Below are 17,915 nucleotides of genomic sequence, written 5' to 3'. Positions count from 1 at the left end.
CTGGAAGGCTGAGGCCTAGTGCTATGACCGCGCCGTCAGATGATGTGCGGCCAGCAGGATAAACCGCGAAAGGACGCTCAGTGCGTAAAGTATTCCAGGCCGAGCTCCACCAGGTGGGCGAAGAACTCATCGAGATCTCTTCCCTTGTCACCGAGGCCATCGAGAAGGCCAATCAGGCATTTACCGGTGCCGATGTGGAACTAGCCCAGGAAGTCATTGCCGCAGATGCGCGGATTGACTTCCTGCAGAATGATTTGGATGAACGAGCCATCGACATCTTGGCTCTGCAGGGGCCGGTAGCCTCCGATCTACGAATGATCGTCGGCTCGTTGCGGATGAGCGCCTCGTTGGAACGGATGGGCGATTTGGCTCGCCATGTGGCGCAGTTGGCTCGCTTGCGCTTCCCCGCGAAGGTGATCCCGGCTTCGTTGACCGCCACCTTCGACGAGCTGGCTACCTTGGATATTCAAATCTCCCGGCAGATCACCGAGTTGCTGGAGAGCCGCGAACTGGGCTTGGTCACCGATATCCAGAGCGCCAATGCGCGGATCAATGAATTGCACCGCAGCGTCTTCGGCGCCATCTCCGCTCCTGACTGGAGCGAGACTCCTTCGACCACGGTCGATGTCACGCTGGCTAGCCGCTACTTCGAGCGCTTCGGCGATCATGGAGTCTCGGTGGCCCGCAAGGTCTCCTACCTGGTGACCGGGCAATGGCAGCCGGAGAGCTTCACCAACTAAGAGCTACTTTTTGCCCTGATTCGCTACCGCTTGGATCGATGCGGCGGCGGCCTCGGGATCGAGGTAACGGCCGCCCGGGGTCACCGGCTTTAAGGACTCGTCCAGCTCATAGACCAGCGGAATGCCGGTTGGGATGTTCAGCCCGGCGATATCGTCGTCCGAGATGCCGTCCAAGTGCTTGACCAGTGAGCGCAGCGAGTTGCCGTGCGCCGCGATGAGTACCCGTTTTCCGGCGCGCAGGTCAACCGAGATATCCGATTCCCAATAAGGCAGCAGCCGCTCCAGCACATCCTTGAGGCATTCGGTGCGCGGCAACGCATCGCCCAGGTCTGCATAGCGTGGGTCCCCCACCTGGGAGAACTCGGAGTCATCGGCCAGCGGTGGCGGTGGAACATCGTAGGAGCGGCGCCATTCCATGAACTGCTCCTCGCCGAACTCGGCCAGGGTTTGCGCCTTGTCTTTGCCCTGCAAAGCGCCATAGTGCCGCTCGTTGAGCCGCCAGGAGCGCTTCACATCGATCCAGCCGCGATCCGCCTCAGCGAGTGCGATATTGGCCGTGTTGATAGCCCGCTTCTGCCGCGAGGTATACAGCACGTCCGGCAGCAGGTCGTTCTCCACCAGGAGCTGGCCGCCGCGCACCGCCTCTGCCCGGCCTTGCTCATTGAGATCCACGTCCACCCAACCGGTAAACAGATTCTTAGCGTTCCATTCACTGTGTCCATGACGCAGCAAGATCAGCGAGTAAGTCATGACTCCAAGCTTATCGTGAACGATCTCGGAGAGGGTTGTCGGGGAGGTAAGTTTGGAGGGTGGTGCAGCGAGCCCAGAAAATTCGGACGACGGCGTCGGCCAAGCCGGTCGGCAATGTCACCCGGGGCACCACCAACCCGAATCGCTTGCGCCGGGTAGATCGTTGGCTGGCCGGTGCTCAAGCCTGGCGTTTACGCACCGAATCGGAGCCGCTCGTCGTGGACCTGGGCTACGGCGCCAGCCCGGACACCGCCGTCGAACTCTATCAACGGCTCGCGAAGGTGCAGCCAGGAGTACGGCTGACCGGCATCGAAATCGAGCCAGAACGGGTAGCTCGGGCCCAAGCACTAAGCACCGAGAAGCTGAACTTCATCCTGGGCGGTTTCGAGATTCCGACCGAGCAACAGCCCACCATTGTGCGTGCCTTCAACGTACTGCGCCAGTATGAAGAGGAAGATGTCGCGGAAATCTGGCGAACCGTGCTGGCCAGGTTAAGCCCCCAGGGGCTTTTTGTGGACGGTACCTGTGACGAGATCGGCAGACGTGCGGCCTGGGTTGCGCTCGAAAAAAGTGGGCCGGTCTCGCTGACCATTGCGCAACGTTTTGGCAGCTTCGAACTACCTTCGGAAGTTGCCGAACGCCTACCCAAGGCACTGATCCATCGCAATGTGCCCGGAGAGAAGGTGCACGGCTTCCTGCAAGCCCTTGATCGAGCCTGGCTGGAAGCCTCCGCGCTTTCCACGTTCGGCACCCGGCAACGCTGGCAAGCCAGTTGCCAGGCACTCAAAGACGCCAGCTGGCCGGTCCTGGATGGACCAAGCCGCTGGCGCCTGGGCGAGCTCACGGTAGCCTGGGACGCCGTCTCCCCGCGAGCTACTCACTCGCCTTGAGTTGTCGAAGCCTTAGCTAGCGCCAACGATCTTCAGCAGCGCCGGATCGGTGAGCGGAGATTCGCCCTTCACCGGGCCAAAGACCTTTTCCATCTGAGCCTTTAGCTGATCGATGTGCTGCCGATCCCGCATAAAGGAGAGGAAGTCCGCCGGGCTGGTGTTCTTGTATTCGCTCAACGGCTTGAGGTCAGCGCCCACTGCCACATCATCCCGGGTGGGCCACATCGCACCGGCTGACTGGTATTCCTTGCTGGCAACGAAGGCCAGGAAGAGCTTGCCCGCTGCGGGATGCTGAGCCTTGTTGAAGAGCGCGGCGCGCTGCGTCCAGGTAATAAAAGGGTCTTCGGTAGGAATGAAGGAAACCGCTGGCTGGCTGGGCGCCGTGGCGTAGCCGGTCAGATTTCCTAGGTAGTTTCCGGTGCCCACCATGGCCGCGGGAGCGGCTGTGCCACGGACGAAGCTCGGCTTCTGCGCGGCCAGCTTGGTCAGGAAGTCCACCCCATACTTCTTAATGATCTTGTCGTAGACATAGAGCACTGCATCGTCGTCATGCGGTGGGGTGAGGACCAGCTTGCCCTTGAACTCCGGTTTGAGGAAGTCCTGGTAAGAGGTCGGTTTGCTGCTCAGCCCTTGTTTGGCGTACTCGGGCAGGAAGGAGAAGATGTTTGCGGTCAGGAAGGCTCCATCCGGATCGGCATAGCCGGGCAACTGGTGGTCGAACCCTGCGGGTTTGAAATTCGTTAGCTCCCCCTCGGCCTTCCACCGCTCAAAGTCCTGGCTGGTCTGCAACATGGCGACATCAGGAGTGAGCTTGCCCTCCTTGAGCTGCTTGTCGATCTCAACATCGTGATCCTTGGACAGGTTCACTACGATATCGATGGGCACCTGTGGGAACCTCTGCTGGAAGGCTTTTTGCAGCGCCTCCTGCTGGTTCGGTGCGTCTCCGCCCGCCCAGACGGTCAGCTTGCCACCTTCCGCGATCGCGTCCTGGTAGAGCTTCTGCAGTTCGTCCGTCTCGTTTCCCAGCTGCTGGGTGTTCGCTGCTGCTGCCCCCAAGGTAGCGGCTGGTGTGCTGGCAGAACCGGAGGCTCCGCCCTGCCCACATGCCGCCAGCAGCATCACCAGGGCGGCAAGCCCCGCTGCGGCCGGGATACTAAATCTTTTCGAACGATGCCTCATCGTCTCACTTCCAATAGCTGGTCATTCACTCATCGGTGAAGGCGGGAACCCGTCTTCGAAAACCAGCATAGAACAAATTAACTTGAAGCTTCAACTAAATGTGAGAAGGCCAACTCTTGATCGATTCAGGAATAAAAAGACGAAGCCGGGCTTAAAGACCTAGCTCGTTACCACGGTCCGTAAGGACCCATCGGACGGTTTCCGCCGCGACGCACTTGACGCAGCGTGGGCCGCACATCGGCCAAATAAACACCGGCGGCCACGCAGGCAGCCACTTCGAGCAGGGTGGAGAAGCTAGGTATCGGGGCAATCAAATAAAGCAGCCCCATAATGGCGGAAGCCACCGTAATCGCCAGCCAAAAGCCCTTGCTCCGCTTATCGGCGCGCTCGAAGTCGCTCGGCTTAGCCATCAGGCAATCGGCCACGGCCCAGATCTGTACCGCGAGGGCGATCAGCCCGGCCAGCAGCATGATCCAATAAGAAATCAATCCAGCAATCACGAGCCCAGCCTATCCTGGACAGCACCCAAAGCCTGGGACAAATCCGCCCAGAGATCCTCGACGTTCTCGATGCCGACACTTAGCCGCAAGAGATTCTCCGGTACCGTGCGCGGCTCATTGGAGTGCCGACGTCGGCGTTCCACCAAGGATTCCACCCCACCCAAGGAGGTCGCGGGCGTCCATAAAGCAAGTCGATCCACCACCTCGGTGGCGGCCGCTTCTCCGCCAGGTACCTGAAAACAGACAATCGAACCGAATCCGACCATTTGCGCGCTGGCCCGCTGGTGCCCAGGATCACTCGGCAGCCCGGGATAACGCACCGCTTCCACCCCCGGATGCCCCAGTAGCCGCTCCGCGAGGATCCCGGCACTGGCCTGGGAGCGTTCCACCCGGAGCGCTAGCGTACGCAAGCCGCGCAATGCCAGCCAAGCTTCAAACGGCCCGGCAATTCCGCCGTGGATGGAACGATGATGCAAAAGCTTCGCCCGCAATGCGGCGTTAGAAGTCACCAGCGCACCCAGCACCACATCGGAATGCCCGGCCAGATATTTGGTCACGGAATGAAGTACGACGTCGACGCCCCAGGCGAGCGGGCGCTGCACCAAAGGCGTCGCGAAAGTATTGTCCATCACCACCACGGCCTCGGGGTTCGCGGCTTTCGCAGCCGAAACCAGCGCCGGCACGTCGGCGATCTCCAGCATCGGGTTGGTCGGGCTCTCCAGCCAGAGCACGCTGACCCCAGCGAGCGCCGCGACGACCTGCTCAGTTTCCGCGATATCCACCACTCGCAACTCGAAAATGCCCTTGGCCGCGAGTTCCGTCGCCATTACCAGGGAGCCTTGATAAGCATGCCGAGGAATTACCAGTACACCGCCCGGCGGGACTAATTCCATCGCCGCCGAAGCCGCCGCCAAGCCAGAGGAAAACAACAAAGCTGGCAGCTCAGCACCTTCCAGTTCGGCAAGCGCGGCTTCGAAGGGGTCCCAGCTCACATTGGAATACCGACCATAGGCGCGGTCACCATCAACCACCGGACCGCTCCCGTGGAAGGTCGAAGAAAGCACAATAGGCGGATTGACGGGAGCATCATGCTCACGCGGTGGCCGCCCTGAGCTGACCACTACGGTGTCTGGCGCGAGCGGGAGATGTGCGGTTGGTTTCCGTCCGGTTTCTTCCATTCCCCCAGCTTAGTGGCGCAGAAACGGCTTGTCGGTGATTGTCGATAGGCTTGGTGAGTGAGCACAAGCACCCACTCCACAAGCGGCGGCCTCTTCATCGCGCTCGAGGGCGGCGATGGCGCGGGTAAATCTACGCAGGCCAATTTACTCGCCCAGGCCTTGCAGTCGAGTGGGTACCGGGTGGTCCGAACCCGGGAACCGGGTGGCACCGAAGTGGGTGAAAAGCTGCGGAGCATTGTGCTAGACCATGGTCAGGGCGAGATCGATGCGCGCACCGAAGCTCTGATTTTTGCCGCCTCCCGGGCCGCGCACGCCGAGCAATTGATTCGCCCCGCCCTGGCCGAGGGAAAAATCGTGATCACCGATCGTTATATTGATTCCTCGGTGGCTTATCAGGGCGCGGGGCGGGAACTGGGCGAGCAGCGGATCAGGGAACTCAATGAATGGGCCACCTCCGATCTACTCCCCGCACTCACGGTGCTGCTCGACGTCGCCCCCGAAGAGGCTAGGGAACGCCGAGCGGAGGCGGAGCCGGACCGGCTTGAGTCCGAACCTGATAATTTCCATGAACGGATCCGAACGGCCTTTCTGAACCTTGCGCAAGCACGGCCGCGGGATTACCTAGTGCTCAACGCCAGGAGCCCGGTGGAGGAACTGCACGGCGTTATCCTGCAAAGGGTTCGGGAGCTGTTATGAGCGTCTGGGACGATGTTCAAGGCCAGGGGCCGGTGGTGGAGCAATTGCGTCGCGCCACCCTGGAAGACACTCCGACCCATGCCTGGTTGCTCACCGGGCCACCAGGATCGGGGCGTTCCAATGCGGCGCGGGCCTTTGCCGCCGCGCTGGTCTGTGAGCAACCGGATCCGGTGAATCGCGGTTGCGGAGAATGCCACGCCTGCCACACCGTGCTGGCCGGAACTCACTCCGATGTCACCGTGCTGGAAACCGAAAAGACCACCATCAGCATCGAAGAAGCCCGGGAGCTGGTGACTAAGGCTCAAGACCGGCCGGCTTCCGCGCGCTGGCGAATCATCATCATTGGCGATGCCGACCGGATGGTGGAACGCACCACCAATGTGCTGCTCAAAGCCATTGAAGAGCCCCCGCCAAGGACCATTTGGGTGCTCTGCGCTCCCAGCCCGGCCGATGTGCTGGTCACCATCCGTTCACGCTGCCGAATGGTGACCTTGCGGGTGCCGCCAGTCAAGGATGTTGCCGATTTACTGGTGCGACGCGACGGCGTGGAGCCGGCTTTAGCACTCGCCTCTGCGCGGGCGGCGCAGAGCCACGTAGGCATTGCCCGGCGTTTGGCACGAGACGAGGGCGCGCGCGGACGCCGGGACGCCATCGTCAGGCTGCCACTCAGTTTGCGCGGGGTATCCGGCGCGGTCAAAGCAGCGGCCTCGCTGGTCGAATTGGCCACCGCGGAGGCGGCATCCTCCAATGAGCAACGAGACGCTGCGGAAAAAGAGCAGTTGCTGCGTTCATTGGGTGCGCCGGAGAGCGGTACCCTACCGCCATCGCTACGCGCCCAGGTTCGGCAGTTGGAGGAAGACCAGAAACGCCGTTCAAAGCGCTCCATTACCGATACCTTAGACCGAGCGCTGACCGATCTGATCTCCTTTTATCGTGACGTGATGCTGCTTCAGCTCTCGGATAACCGGGCAAGCGATGACGAACTGGTGAACTCCGGTATGCGCACCGAGCTGAGCACCTTCGCGGCCCAGGGCAGCTCGGAGCAAAGCCTGAACAGGATCGAAGCGATCAATGAGGTGCGCCGACGAATTGTCAGCACGAACGTGGCACCGCTGCTGGCCATTGAGGCGATGACGGTCAGCCTGTTATAAATCCTGCTCGAAAATCCCCGACCAGTGAGCTGGCACGGCCCGAGCAGGATAGATTTAAGCGGTATGCCCACCGATGCAGGAGCCGCTATGAAGACCGCTCGTCCGCCCCGGTTGCTCAGCCGAGCTACCAAGTCGCTCACCGTCGTCGTGATTGGCTTACTCAGCCTCACTGCCTGCGTCCCGCTTTTCCCGGGTACCGGCACGAATACTCAAGGCAGCCAGGACCCGACGGCGATCCAGGACGTTCCGCAGAACCTGCTGGAGTTCTACACCCAGCAGGTGACCTGGACCAGTTGCGAGCAAGCGATGCGCTGCGCCAAGGTCAAGGTGCCGATGGACTACAGCCATCCGGAGGGGCAGAGCATTGAACTCGCGGTGGTGAAGCTGCCCGCCAGTGGCACCAAAAAGGGCTCCCTGTTGATCAACCCCGGTGGTCCAGGCGGCTCCGGCTACGATATGGTCGCCGACAGCAGCAGCTTGTTTTCCTCGAAGCTGCGCGGCTCCTACGATATCGTCGGCTTCGACCCGCGCGGGGTGAAACGTTCGGCTCCGGTGAAGTGCATTAGTGACGCAGCCATGGATGAGGAACGCCAGCAAGACTACGACCTGGACACCAATGCCGGCTTGGCTGCCTACGAGACTCAGAATAAGAGCGATGTGGCGCAGTGTGTGAAGAACACCGGAGACGTCCTAGGTTTCGTGGACACAGTTTCCTCGGTCAAGGACATGGACATTTTGCGCGGCGTGCTGAACGAGCAGAAGCTGGACTACCTGGGCTTCTCCTACGGCACCAAGCTCGGGGCCAGCTATGCCGATCTATTCCCGAGCAAAGTGGGCAAATTCGTCCTTGACGGTGCGCTGGATCCGACTCTGACCGTGGAGACCCTGGGCATGGGCCAGGCCAAAGCCTTCGAGGCGGCACTGCACTCCTGGGCCGAGCAATGCGTCCAGTCCGCCGATTGCCCAGTGCGAGGAACCGCCGACGAGGCCGTGCAACAAATCAGAGACCTCAATGCCAGCTACGAGAAAACTCCCCAGAAGACGCAGGATGGGCGCCTGCTCACCGGCTCGGGTTTCAGCTCGGGGCTATCGCTGGCAATGTACTCCACAGATTTGTGGGACGTCCTGCAGAAGGCCCTGACCGATGCCTTCAACGGTGATCCGAATGCCATGATGTCGCTGGCCGATTACGCAGCGGACCGCGATCCGAACACCGGAAAGTACAGTTCTAACTCCGCCTTCGCCTTCACCGCAATCAATTGCCTGGACTACCAAATGACCACCGATATCACCGCCCTGCGCGCCGAATCGAAGGCCCTGCAAGCCGCCTCCCCCACCTTCGGTAAATACCTGGGCTACTCGGGATTGACCTGCAAGGACTGGCCCTATAAATCCAAGGTCACCCCGCACCCCATCGCGGCCAAAGGTACCGGCCCCATTGTGGTGATCGGCACCACTCGTGATCCAGCCACGCCCTATCAGTGGGCGCAGGCCCTGCGGAAGCAGTTGGCTTCCGGAGTATTGGTCACTTGGGACGGCGACGGACACACCGCCTATGGGCGTTCCAATGCCTGTGTGCAGAACGCCGTGGACTCCTACTTTGTGGATGGCAGCACCCCGAAAGATGGCTTGCAGTGCTAGCTCCGGCTTAGCCCACTAGCAAGGTGGGGAGTTCGGCAACGGAGGGCACGACGTCGTGCGCCCCGGCCACTCTCAGCGCAGCCTCTGTATGCACACCGGTGCGCACCCCCACTACCAGGGACGCCCCGGAACGCAGCCCGGATTGGATATCCGAGGTGGTATCCCCCAGTACCAGGACTTGTCGTACGTCCGCGAGGTCCAGGGCCAATACGGCGGTCAGGATGATGTCCGGATAGGGGCCACCACGGCCCGCATCCGCGGGGCAGAGGCTCAGATCCGCCAGGCCCATCCAGCCCAGCGACTCCAACATGCTGTTCTGGGTGTGGCGAGCGAATCCGGTGCTCAGGCATACCTTGATGCCGTCGCTGCGGAGGTGGTCAATGGTGGCTTCGGCACCGGGGATGGCTTGTAAGCCACCGGCAGAAATTACCTGGTCATAGCCCTGCTCGAAGGATCGGTTGACCCGTTCGGCTTTCTCCGGGCTGTCGCTGAAGAGGTTTTGGAAAACCGAGATCTTGGACAGGCCCATGTTTTCTCGAAAGTATTCGAGCATGGTGTGGAACCGCTCGCTGCCCCGGAGAACTCCTTCGGGAGCCACCGCCCCGGCAAAGGCTTCTTCCACCAAGCCACCATCGGTCACCGTCGTGCCGGACATGTCCAGGACGGCGAGCCTGAGCTCGGATGCCGGAGCCTGCCCTTCACTTCTCTGCTTCGCAAAGCTCATGCTGCTCCCCTCCGTTAGTGGCGAAAGCACCCTGGCCAACCACCGTGTTGTCCATTCCAGGATGCCCGCAGCAGCGGGCGGGACCTTGAATGCCGGGAGAAAGCCGGGTGAACAGCGGGAAACGTTTTGACCCAGCCGAGAGTCTCACTTAGAGTTGTTTGGTGCGTCGTTCCAGCCTTGGCTGGGGACGACCACGCCTCCTTAGCTCAGTCGGTAGAGCGTTTCACTCGTAATGAAAAGGTCAACAGTTCGATTCTGTTAGGAGGCTCAGTCTTTCGGCCGTCTCAATGTGCCCGGTAACCTGTGCAGCCCGGCGCGCGACGGCGTCCACCGCCTGCAGCTCCCCCGTCAACCTAGCCATTGCCACGGCCTCGGCGGCAGTGGCCAGAGCAGTTCCGGCCCTGGTGAGTTCGCGATGAATCTCGGTGAATCGCCCCGGGGGCACGTCAAGCCCCTCGCTGGGCGCCCGTCGCTGCGCAGCCACACACACCGTGCGCACTCTGGGCAGCAGATCCGCTAATTCATTGGCCACCGGCACTAGCTGCTCAAGCAGCTCGTCTTGATCAATGCCTTCTAGCATCTGATGGAATCTATCCAGGCCACGGCGAAACCGATCATGCGCCCGCCGCCATAGTCCGCGGCCAAGCTCGGACTCATCACGGCGCGCTGCGGAGAATCTGCCGAAAAGCGCCATCACCGGTGAGCCCTACTCAGAGATACTGTCCGGGCGATTGCGCACCGTCATCTTGCGCAGGAGCTTGCGAATGACCGGGGGCTCGCTGCGGCTCACCGTTCTCTCCGATCACCACTCCGGGGGCGATCATGGTGCCCGGTGGGAGCTGACGCAGCTGAAGCTGCGCGGCGGTGTGCTGGTTGGCGAGCTGCTGGGCTGCCATGGCCGTCTGGATGCCGTGAAAGAGTCCTTCTAGCCAGCCCACCAACTGCGCCTGCGCGATCCGCAGCTCGGCCTCGGAAGGCACCACGTCATCGGTGAAGGGCAGGCTGATTCGGTGCAATTCCTGCACCAAGTCTGGAGACAGGCCATCCTCGAGTTCCTTAATGGATCGCTGGTGAATCTCAGCCAGTCGAGTTCGCGCAGCTTCATCGAGGGGCGCACTCTTCACTTCCTCCAACAGCTGACGGACCATCGTTCCGATCCGCATTACCTTAGCGGGCTCGTCCACCAGTTCCTGCACCCCGTTACGAGGGCGCAAAGGTTCCTGCTGGGCAGGATTATCGCCGGCCGCCGGTCGACCTTCTGCAGCGGATTCCTGCGAGTTCTCGGGATAGGGATCGCTCATAATGCAATCCTCTCACGAGCAGCCGAGCTACCCATCTGCTGTTCCCCAGCACAGCTAACGAGGTTCGCGGTGAGGGAGTCTATTCAATTTACGCAGCCTGGTCAGAGCATCCGGATCAACCGGCCTGGCCATCTCAAAGAGCACGGTCAACGGCACCCCCAGAACTTGGCAGATCCGAGCAGCCAAACCCGCTGTACAGGAGGTCCGTCGCCCCGCCAATAAATGCGAGATGAACCCCTTCGAGCACTTAGCGTCAGTCGCCAAAGCACCGATGGACAAATTCTCTTGCCTCATCAATGCACGCATAGTTTCTGCGCTCTTTAGCCTCACCTCACACCTCCTAACAAATGGATAAAACTGCGATAAGTGTCCCTTACTGGTTTATTTTATGTCAATTAGTGGTATACGATCTTATGACAATTGGTAGACGCCTAGCTGGGGCCCAAGGCGCGATTGCCTTTAGAACGTTGAGAATTAACACCGCCACATCATCAACTTTTAGTAGACGGTTAGGTAAGCTTTTCGTGTCGTCAACTGACAACCCGAACAGGGGTTGCCAGCTCCCATGGAAGAGATTTAGCCGAATGCAATCGATCAGTGAATTGATTAGGACCGAGCGGGCCGCTTCCGGACTGTCCTATCGAGACCTCGCTGCCAGGGCAGAATCGGCCGGCTACAGCTTGAAATTTCAATACCTCCATGAGTTGGCGAACTCTGGACCGAAAAGCTGGCCGAAGAACACCGATACCTTTCGCGCGCTCAGTGAGATGCTGAAAATTCCGGTCCGTGAAGTCATCCTCGCCTATGCCGTGGACCTCGGATTGGACGTCGAAGGCGTCAACTCAGAACTCGCCACCAGACTCCCGGAGCGCACCGAGAACCTGTCATCCGAGATGACCGAGGCGCTGCTGAGATTGATCAGAACCGCAGTCTCGGAATCCGCAGAGGATGCAGCTCCGGCCAGTAGCAAGGACGTCAGAAAAGCCTCGAAAAAGTCCTCCGACGAACTCTCACTCGCGGCAGACTCCAGCGATAGCGCGGGCAAACAAGCCGAACAGGGTTTCGACACCATCGGCGAAGAAACTCAAGAGTCCAAGCAGCGCTGGCGCAGGAAATAAGAACAGCCCGTAGCCCGGCTCACTGTCAGAGCCCTTGCATATGATTGCAGCATGTTCCACCCTTGGCGCTTGCTGCGGGAGATGCCGCAGATCACCGTGATTTGGACTGAGCTAAATCACAAAAGCGCGCTGACCGACGGCGTCTCGCAGATTTGGCTGGATCGTCGCCTCTTCCAGGTCGAGCGGCGCTGTTCGCTCACCCACGAGCTGATCCACATCGAAAGAGGGCATACCAGCAGGCAGAGTGCGGCAATCGAAGAAGCCGTCCGGGCAGAGACCGCCCGGCGGCTAATCCCCTTCGATGAACTGCTCCGACATAAACGCTGGGCGCTCTCCATCGAAGAGCTCGCAGACAGCCTCTGGGTCACCACCTCGGTACTCAAAGACCGGATCAACCACCTCGATAAAAAACAAAGCAGGCTCTTTGCCAAGGCCTATTGTGATACCGGAGCGGATTAACCTACCGACGAGTAACGTCTGCGGTACTTTAGGTCCATGGACAATTCGACAACAGAACGCAGTCGCTCTCTCAGCTGGCAGGATCCGATGATCGGCGCCGAGTTGAGCAAGACCATGAGCGGCTTGGAATACATGCAAGCCATGATTGATGGAAAGATTCCGCCGCCACCCATCACCGGGCTGATGAATATGACGGCGGTCTCGGCTGAAACAGGCAAGGTCACCTTTAGCTGCCTCCCCGATGAGTCTCAGTACAACCCCATCGGCACGGTGCACGGTGGCGTGGTCTGCACCCTGCTGGACTCGGTCTGCGGCTGTGCCGTTCAAACCACCCTCCCGCAGGGTCAGGGTTACACCTCACTGGAAATCAAGATCAGTTACCTCCGACCGGTGCTCGCCAGCACCGGGGAGCTAACCGCCGTCGGGCTGGTGACAAAACCGGGCAGTCGAGCCGCCTTCGCCGAAGGTCAAGTCTTTGATGCGGCTGGGAAGTTGATCGCTACCGCTTCCAGCACCCTCTTAGTCTTCCCGTACTAGCAGCACCTGCCCTGTGGATTTGCATCTTGCCGGTCCATTTTGTCCCGCCAGAACTCACGCTCCGTGAGCATCGGCACTCCCGGATGGGTGGCCAGCCGATGCTCACGGTACTTGAGATAGGAATCCTCGCCCAGCACGCCCTTGACATACCAGGACAGCGATCCGATCAGTTTTCGAATCGCGCCGCCCTGCCCCGCGGTCGGATTAGTGTCCATGACTAACCCTCCGCTCCGCCTCGGGTAACGCGTCCCATTCGGCTTGAATTTCCTTCTCCGCCGCACTGGCAATGAGGCCCGCTGGAGCAAAGATCTTCGACCGCACGGCCGGGTCTTCATTGCTCGTCACGGTCCGATCCCTGAAGGCTCGCGCGGTCATCCACAGAGCCACCAAGATCACGATGATCGAAAGCACCACGAAGATCACCGAAAGCACTCCTTGGATCATGGTGTTTCGAATCACAGCTTCCATGGCGGGTACCGTTTTGGCGGTGCCGAAGGAGGTCTTGCCGTCGGCCAGTGCCTGAGAGAAGGCTGCATTCTGTGCGAAGTAGCCGACCGCGGGCACCGGCGAGAAGATCTTCTGATACGACGCCGTAATGGTCACCACGGCAGCGAAGGCTAGCGGCAAGCCCACGATCCAAAGATATTTCCAGCTACCGTTCCGAGCCACGATCACCAGGCAAACTGCGAGCGCAATTGCCGCCAGCAGCTGATTGGCAATGCCGAATAGCGGGAAGAGAGTGTTGATTCCGCCGAGTGGATCGGTTACTCCCATTAGCAACACGGCGCCCCAGGCGATCACCATAATCGCGGTGGTGGCCCAGGCTCCTGGGCGCCAGGAAGTGTCCTTGAGCTTGGGTATGAAGTTGCCCAGAGCATCCTGCAGCATGAACCGCGAAACCCGAGTACCGGCGTCGACCGCGGTCAGGATAAAGAGAGCTTCGAACATAATGGCGAAGTGATACCAGAAGCTCATGAAGGCCTGGCCGCCAACAAACTGGTGCATGATCTGCGCCAAGCCCACCGCAAGGGTCGGGGCGCCGCCGGTGCGAGAGATGATCGATTGCTCACCAACGTTTTGCGCGGTCTGAGTGAGCAGATCCGGGTTCAGGTCAACGCCGCTCAGGCCTAAGGAATTCACGAAGGCAACGGCGCCCTCCACGGTTCCACCGGTTGCCCCGGCTGAGGAGTTCATAGCGAAGTAGATGCCGCGATCAATGGAGAGCGCAGCGACCAGGGCCATGATGGCAACGAAGGATTCCATCAACATGCCGCCGTAACCGATGAACCGAGTCTGCCGCTCCTTTTCGATCAACTTAGGCGTGGTTCCAGAGGAAATTAATGCATGGAAGCCGGATAACGCCCCGCAGGCTATCGTGACGAAGAGGAAGGGGAAGATCGATCCGGTGAAAACCGGGCCATTGTCCTTGCTGGCAAACTCGCTGAAGGCTGGCACCTGGATCTCTGGGCGGACAATGATGATGGCTAGAGCTAGCATCACGATCACCCCGACCTTCATAAAGGTTGAGAGGTAGTCGCGCGGAGCCAATAGCAGCCAGACCGGCAGTACGGCTGCGATGAAGCCGTAGATGATGATGCCCCAGGCGATGGTCACCTTGTCCAAGTGGAAGAAGGCCTCCCCCCACTCGGTGTGGCTGACCCAGCCGCCGCCGATTATCGCCAGCATCAGTAGGGCAAAGCCAATAATCGAAATCTCGGTGACCTTACCGGGCCGAATGAACCGCAAATAGCAGCCCATGAAGAGCGCAATCGGGATGGTCATCGAGACCGAGAAAACACCCCAAGGGCTCTCCGCCAGCGCGTTCACCACCACCAAGGCAAGGATCGCCACGATGATGACCATAATGACGATGGTGGCGATCAAAGCAGCTGTGCCGCCGATAACGCCAAGCTCATCGCGAGCCATCTGGCCGAGTGAACGGCCGCCGCGGCGCATCGAGAAGAACATCACCAAATAATCCTGAACCGCCCCGGCTAGCACCACGCCCACGATGATCCAGAGCGTGCCCGGCAGGTAGCCCATCTGTGCGGCCAGCACCGGGCCCACCAGCGGACCGGCTCCGGCGATAGCGGCAAAGTGATGCCCGAAGAGGATCCTTCGATCGGTGGCTGCATAGTCCTTGCCGTCAGCCTTGTACTCGGCCGGAGTTGCTCGCCGATCGTCCGGTTTGAGCAGGTATTTCTGAAGGTAGTTGGAGTAGAAGCGATAGGCGATGAAGTAGGTGCATACCGCCGCAAAGACGAACCAAATAGCATTCACCGTCTCACCGCGGACCACCGCGATCATCACCCAGGCGAAGCCGCCGAGCAGAGCGATCAGCACCCAGAGGATAACCTTCGCCGGAGTCCACTTCCGGCTCTCGGCCTCTAGTCGCTCGGCATCCACCGCCACCGGCGGCAGAGCGGGATCCTGTTGCAGTGCCGTAGACGTATCTTTGGCCATGTCTCCTCCTTGAGAGTCAGCTGTGAACACCAGGCTACCCGAGGGGCATACTGAAGAGATGAACCGAGAAGCCATTGACCTTGAAGAACGCTTCAGTCATTTCGATGAGGTTTGGTCTCCTAAGGTGATTGCCCGGCTGAATGACTACGAGATTAAACTGGCCCGCCTGGACGGTGAGTTCGTCTGGCACAGCCATCAGGAAACCGACGAGCTATTCCTGGTACTTTCCGGCTCGCTGACCATTCAATTGCGCGATGGGAATGTTTCGCTCGGCCCCGGCCAGCTTTTCGTGGTGCCACGTGGAGTGGAGCACTGCCCGATCACCGACGGCGGCCAGGTCAGGGTGATGCTGATCGAACCAGCCGGAGTCATCAATACCGGTGAAGCCGGTGGCGAGTTAACCGCCTCGCACGACGATTCCCTCGCCTAAGCCCGTTTCCCCTTTCTTCCCCTTTCTCCCTTTCTGCGGCTATTCCCCCTTTCTGCAGCTGCTCCCGCTTAGAGCACCCGTTTCCCCTTAGGGCTACCGTTTCCCCTCGAGGTGCCTCTTGCCCCAACACCCCCGTCATCGAGTGTGGAGATCTGCACACTAAGAGAGCCTCAAAAGATGCAGATCTCCACACTCGATGTACACGCTCAACCTCCCAAATCGATCGGCCCACTTGGTCGGCCCGCTTGGTCGGCTCGCTTCCTCGGTTTACTCAGCTCGTTCGCCATCGCTCCACCCAGTCCCCAGTCCCCGCTCTCGGACGCCGGATCGACCCGAGCGGGATGCCGGACCGGATCGACCCCAGAGCGGAATCGACGCCGGAAACCGGAGCGGACCCGGAAACAGCCCCGGACCCGAATACTTGAACATGTTCAAATAATCTGCTTTACTCATATTTGAACACGTTCGAATATTACGAAGACGGCAACGATCTTCAGACGGCGAGAACGACAAAAACCACAAGGACGGCAGCAACACCATGACTGCGAAGAGTGAGCAAACCCGGCAATTGGTGATAGATACCGCGCTCGGCATGTTCCGAGAACGTGGCTTCGAAAAAACCACTATGCGGGCAATAGCCCAGGAAGCCAGCATCTCCCTGGGCAGCGCCTACTACTACTTTGAGTCCAAGGATGATCTGGTTCAGGAACTCTATTCAAGAATCCAACTCGAACATCGAGCCACCGCGATAAACGCCATCCGCACGGAAAGTTCACTCAGCAAGCGACTTCAGGCCGTGTTCGCCGCCGGATTCACCGTCATGGAGCCTTACCACGACTTCGGTACCGCTTTCCTGCAAACTGCCATCTCGCCGTCGAACACGGCCAGCCCCTTTCACGAAGCTTCCTCCGACTCCAGAGAGGACGCCATTGAGCTGTTCCGGCTCGCTTTGGACGGCGCCTCCCCGGCGACTCCCGCCAGCCTAAGACAGGATTTACCGGAGCTGCTCTGGCTCGGATATATGGCCCTCGTCTTTTTCTGGGTCAATGACCGTTCGGAGAATCAATACCGAAGTAAGGCACTGGCGAACGGCATCGCGCCCCTGATCACCCGGTTGTTGACTTTGGCCAAGCTACCGATTGCAAGGAAAGTCGTTGAAGATGCGGTGAGTCTGATCCGGAAGGCTCGATCATGACTGAAAAAGTCGTAGTGCTGGCAGGAGCAAGCGGCTTTATTGGAAAGTTCTTGCACCGTCGTTTCGTCGAAGAAGGTTGGCAGGTACGCCTGATTGCCCGAAATGCGACCGCCCGCTGGGGCGATACCGCTGGGCTCAGCCAGCTCCTGGATGGCAGCGAGCTGCTGGTGAACCTCGCGGGAAAGAGTGTGAGTTGCCGCTACAACGAAGCGAATAAGGCCGAGATCTTCGCCTCCCGAACTGAAACTACGAGCGAACTCGGCAGAGCCTTGGCCGCCTGCACCCATCCTCCGCGGGACTGGTTCAATGCCAGCACCGGGACGATCTACCGGCACGCGGAGGACCATGCCCAAAGCGAGGACGACGGCGAGCTAGGCTCAGGCTTCTCGGTCGAGGTAGCCAAGGCTTGGGAGGCGGCGCTGGCTCAAGCGGATACCTCCGGAGTCCGAAAGATTGCCCTGCGAATGTCGATCGTGATGGGCCCTGCCACGAGAACCGACCGCAGGAGCGGGCCGGGAGGCGGGGGCGTCATGAGGCCCTTCCAGATTCTGAGCCGTTTCGGCCTGGGCGGACGAATGGCTAAGGGCACCCAGAAGTACAGCTGGATTCATGTCGAGGACGTTTTTCAGGCAATTTTGTTCCTTCATCAACATCGTGAAATTACCGGACCGGTCAACCTGGCCAGCCCCGAGGTGGTGGATAACACCGAACTAATGCGCCAGGTGCGCAGCGCACTGCGAATTCCGTTCGGGATTCCCACCCCGCGCTGGCTCCTTGAGTTCGGGGCGGTGGTGATTCGCACCGAACCGGAGCTGGTACTCAAGAGCCGCTGGGTTGAGCCGCGCAAACTGGCACAGGCTGGTTTCCAATGGAAATACCCCACGCTTTCGACGGCGCTCCAGGCGATCCTCACGGCTCAAGATAGCTCAAAGACTTCGCGATAGCCCACTGACGAGCCAGTAG

21 protein-coding genes and 1 tRNA gene are annotated in these 17,915 nt (G+C 60.1%); 12 read left to right on the top strand and 10 right to left on the bottom strand.

Going from position 1 to position 17,915, the window contains the following annotated elements; translation table 11 throughout:
• Window positions 1–80: 80 nt before the first annotated feature.
• Complete coding sequence (phoU, locus tag FHU41_RS12420) at window positions 81–740, top strand: phosphate signaling complex protein PhoU (RefSeq protein ID WP_179389946.1); 660 nt, start codon at window positions 81–83, stop codon at window positions 738–740.
• Between the two features lie 3 nt (window positions 741–743).
• On the opposite strand, the gene FHU41_RS12415 is transcribed toward phoU, so the two are convergent.
• A complete protein-coding gene (locus FHU41_RS12415; RefSeq protein ID WP_179389945.1) occupies window positions 744–1,490 on the bottom strand; it encodes a phosphoglyceromutase in 747 nt (248 codons plus the stop codon).
• Between the two features lie 59 nt (window positions 1,491–1,549).
• Here FHU41_RS12415 and FHU41_RS12410 point away from each other — a divergent pair, with 59 nt between their 5' ends.
• Window positions 1,550–2,380, top strand: coding sequence for a class I SAM-dependent methyltransferase (locus FHU41_RS12410; RefSeq protein WP_179389944.1), 831 nt, complete (start codon window positions 1,550–1,552; stop codon window positions 2,378–2,380).
• A gap of 12 nt (window positions 2,381–2,392) precedes the next feature.
• Here the strand turns inward: FHU41_RS12410 and FHU41_RS12405 are convergent, their stop codons facing one another.
• From FHU41_RS12405 to FHU41_RS12395, 3 genes are all read right to left on the bottom strand, one after another.
• Window positions 2,393–3,559: an ABC transporter substrate-binding protein gene (locus FHU41_RS12405; protein WP_218847217.1), complete on the bottom strand. Its 1,167-nt coding sequence runs from the start codon at window positions 3,557–3,559 to the stop codon at window positions 2,393–2,395.
• 167 nt (window positions 3,560–3,726) lie between these two features.
• Window positions 3,727–4,059, bottom strand: a complete 333-nt coding sequence (locus FHU41_RS12400; RefSeq protein ID WP_343046326.1) for a DUF2516 family protein — start codon at window positions 4,057–4,059, stop codon at window positions 3,727–3,729.
• The gene (locus FHU41_RS12395) at window positions 4,056–5,237 is read right to left on the bottom strand and encodes a trans-sulfuration enzyme family protein (protein WP_179389943.1); all 1,182 of its coding nucleotides are present in this window, start codon (window positions 5,235–5,237) and stop codon (window positions 4,056–4,058) included. Before FHU41_RS12395 ends, FHU41_RS12400 begins: the two co-directional genes overlap by 4 nt.
• 57 nt (window positions 5,238–5,294) lie before the next feature.
• Here FHU41_RS12395 and tmk point away from each other — a divergent pair, with 57 nt between their 5' ends.
• The 3 genes from tmk (at window position 5,295) to FHU41_RS12380 (ending at window position 8,725) form a co-directional block, all read left to right on the top strand.
• The gene (gene tmk / locus FHU41_RS12390) at window positions 5,295–5,933 is read left to right on the top strand and encodes a dTMP kinase (protein ID WP_179389942.1); all 639 of its coding nucleotides are present in this window, start codon (window positions 5,295–5,297) and stop codon (window positions 5,931–5,933) included.
• The gene (locus tag FHU41_RS12385) at window positions 5,930–7,084 is read left to right on the top strand and encodes a DNA polymerase III subunit delta' (protein ID WP_179389941.1); all 1,155 of its coding nucleotides are present in this window, start codon (window positions 5,930–5,932) and stop codon (window positions 7,082–7,084) included. The genes tmk and FHU41_RS12385 overlap by 4 nt, the downstream gene beginning before the upstream one ends.
• Before the next feature lie 63 nt (window positions 7,085–7,147).
• Window positions 7,148–8,725, top strand: a complete 1,578-nt coding sequence (locus FHU41_RS12380) for an alpha/beta hydrolase (protein WP_246279609.1) — start codon at window positions 7,148–7,150, stop codon at window positions 8,723–8,725.
• 7 nt (window positions 8,726–8,732) lie between these two features.
• Here the strand turns inward: FHU41_RS12380 and FHU41_RS12375 are convergent, their stop codons facing one another.
• Window positions 8,733–9,449 carry an HAD family hydrolase gene (locus tag FHU41_RS12375; RefSeq protein ID WP_179389940.1) on the bottom strand — a complete coding sequence of 239 codons (717 nt, stop codon included), beginning with the start codon at window positions 9,447–9,449 and terminating at the stop codon, window positions 8,733–8,735.
• 195 nt (window positions 9,450–9,644) lie between these two features.
• Here FHU41_RS12375 and FHU41_RS12370 point away from each other — a divergent pair.
• A tRNA-Thr gene (locus FHU41_RS12370) sits at window positions 9,645–9,717 on the top strand.
• On the opposite strand, the gene FHU41_RS12365 is transcribed toward FHU41_RS12370, so the two are convergent.
• The 3 genes from FHU41_RS12365 to FHU41_RS15535 are packed head-to-tail and all read right to left on the bottom strand — an operon-like array spanning window position 9,691 to window position 11,056.
• Window positions 9,691–10,143 carry a hypothetical protein gene (locus tag FHU41_RS12365; protein WP_179390446.1) on the bottom strand — a complete coding sequence of 151 codons (453 nt, stop codon included), beginning with the start codon at window positions 10,141–10,143 and terminating at the stop codon, window positions 9,691–9,693. The genes FHU41_RS12370 and FHU41_RS12365 overlap by 27 nt on opposite strands.
• A 16-nt stretch (window positions 10,144–10,159) precedes the next feature.
• Window positions 10,160–10,750 (bottom strand): bacterial proteasome activator family protein, encoded by a 591-nt coding sequence (locus FHU41_RS12360; protein WP_179389939.1) that lies wholly within the window; start codon window positions 10,748–10,750, stop codon window positions 10,160–10,162.
• Between the two features lie 54 nt (window positions 10,751–10,804).
• On the bottom strand, window positions 10,805–11,056 hold the full coding sequence (locus FHU41_RS15535) for a helix-turn-helix domain-containing protein (RefSeq protein WP_179389938.1): 252 nt from the start codon (window positions 11,054–11,056) through the stop codon (window positions 10,805–10,807).
• Window positions 11,057–11,334: 278 nt separating this feature from the next.
• Here FHU41_RS15535 and FHU41_RS12350 point away from each other — a divergent pair, with 278 nt between their 5' ends.
• The 3 genes from FHU41_RS12350 to FHU41_RS12340 are packed head-to-tail and all read left to right on the top strand — an operon-like array spanning window position 11,335 to window position 12,864.
• Entirely contained in the window at window positions 11,335–11,868 is a 534-nt protein-coding gene (locus FHU41_RS12350; protein WP_179389937.1) for a hypothetical protein, read from the top strand.
• Window positions 11,869–11,919: 51 nt separating this feature from the next.
• A complete protein-coding gene (locus FHU41_RS12345) occupies window positions 11,920–12,327 on the top strand; it encodes an ImmA/IrrE family metallo-endopeptidase (protein ID WP_218847215.1) in 408 nt (135 codons plus the stop codon).
• A 36-nt stretch (window positions 12,328–12,363) separates the two neighbouring features.
• Window positions 12,364–12,864, top strand: coding sequence for a PaaI family thioesterase (locus tag FHU41_RS12340; RefSeq protein WP_179389936.1), 501 nt, complete (start codon window positions 12,364–12,366; stop codon window positions 12,862–12,864).
• Here FHU41_RS12340 and FHU41_RS12335 read toward each other — a convergent pair.
• Both FHU41_RS12335 and FHU41_RS12330 read right to left on the bottom strand, forming a co-directional pair.
• Entirely contained in the window at window positions 12,861–13,079 is a 219-nt protein-coding gene (locus FHU41_RS12335) for a YbdD/YjiX family protein (protein ID WP_179389935.1), read from the bottom strand. The genes FHU41_RS12340 and FHU41_RS12335 overlap by 4 nt on opposite strands.
• Window positions 13,069–15,327 carry a carbon starvation CstA family protein gene (locus FHU41_RS12330; RefSeq protein WP_179389934.1) on the bottom strand — a complete coding sequence of 753 codons (2,259 nt, stop codon included), beginning with the start codon at window positions 15,325–15,327 and terminating at the stop codon, window positions 13,069–13,071. The genes FHU41_RS12335 and FHU41_RS12330 overlap by 11 nt, the downstream gene beginning before the upstream one ends.
• A 58-nt stretch (window positions 15,328–15,385) precedes the next feature.
• Here FHU41_RS12330 and FHU41_RS12325 point away from each other — a divergent pair, with 58 nt between their 5' ends.
• The 3 genes from FHU41_RS12325 (at window position 15,386) to FHU41_RS12315 (ending at window position 17,896) form a co-directional block, all read left to right on the top strand.
• Window positions 15,386–15,757 (top strand): cupin domain-containing protein, encoded by a 372-nt coding sequence (locus FHU41_RS12325; RefSeq protein ID WP_179389933.1) that lies wholly within the window; start codon window positions 15,386–15,388, stop codon window positions 15,755–15,757.
• A 538-nt stretch (window positions 15,758–16,295) separates the two neighbouring features.
• On the top strand, window positions 16,296–16,952 hold the full coding sequence (locus FHU41_RS12320) for a TetR/AcrR family transcriptional regulator (protein ID WP_179389932.1): 657 nt from the start codon (window positions 16,296–16,298) through the stop codon (window positions 16,950–16,952).
• The gene (locus tag FHU41_RS12315; RefSeq protein WP_179389931.1) at window positions 16,949–17,896 is read left to right on the top strand and encodes a TIGR01777 family oxidoreductase; all 948 of its coding nucleotides are present in this window, start codon (window positions 16,949–16,951) and stop codon (window positions 17,894–17,896) included. Before FHU41_RS12320 ends, FHU41_RS12315 begins: the two co-directional genes overlap by 4 nt.
• Window positions 17,897–17,915: the final 19 nt, after the last annotated feature.

The sequence above is a fragment of the Psychromicrobium silvestre genome, assembly GCF_013408295.1.
Lineage (GTDB): Bacteria > Actinomycetota > Actinomycetes > Actinomycetales > Micrococcaceae > Renibacterium > Renibacterium silvestre.
The sequence above is the reverse complement of the archived record's forward strand: the minus strand, read 5'-3'. Positions and strand labels throughout refer to the sequence as shown.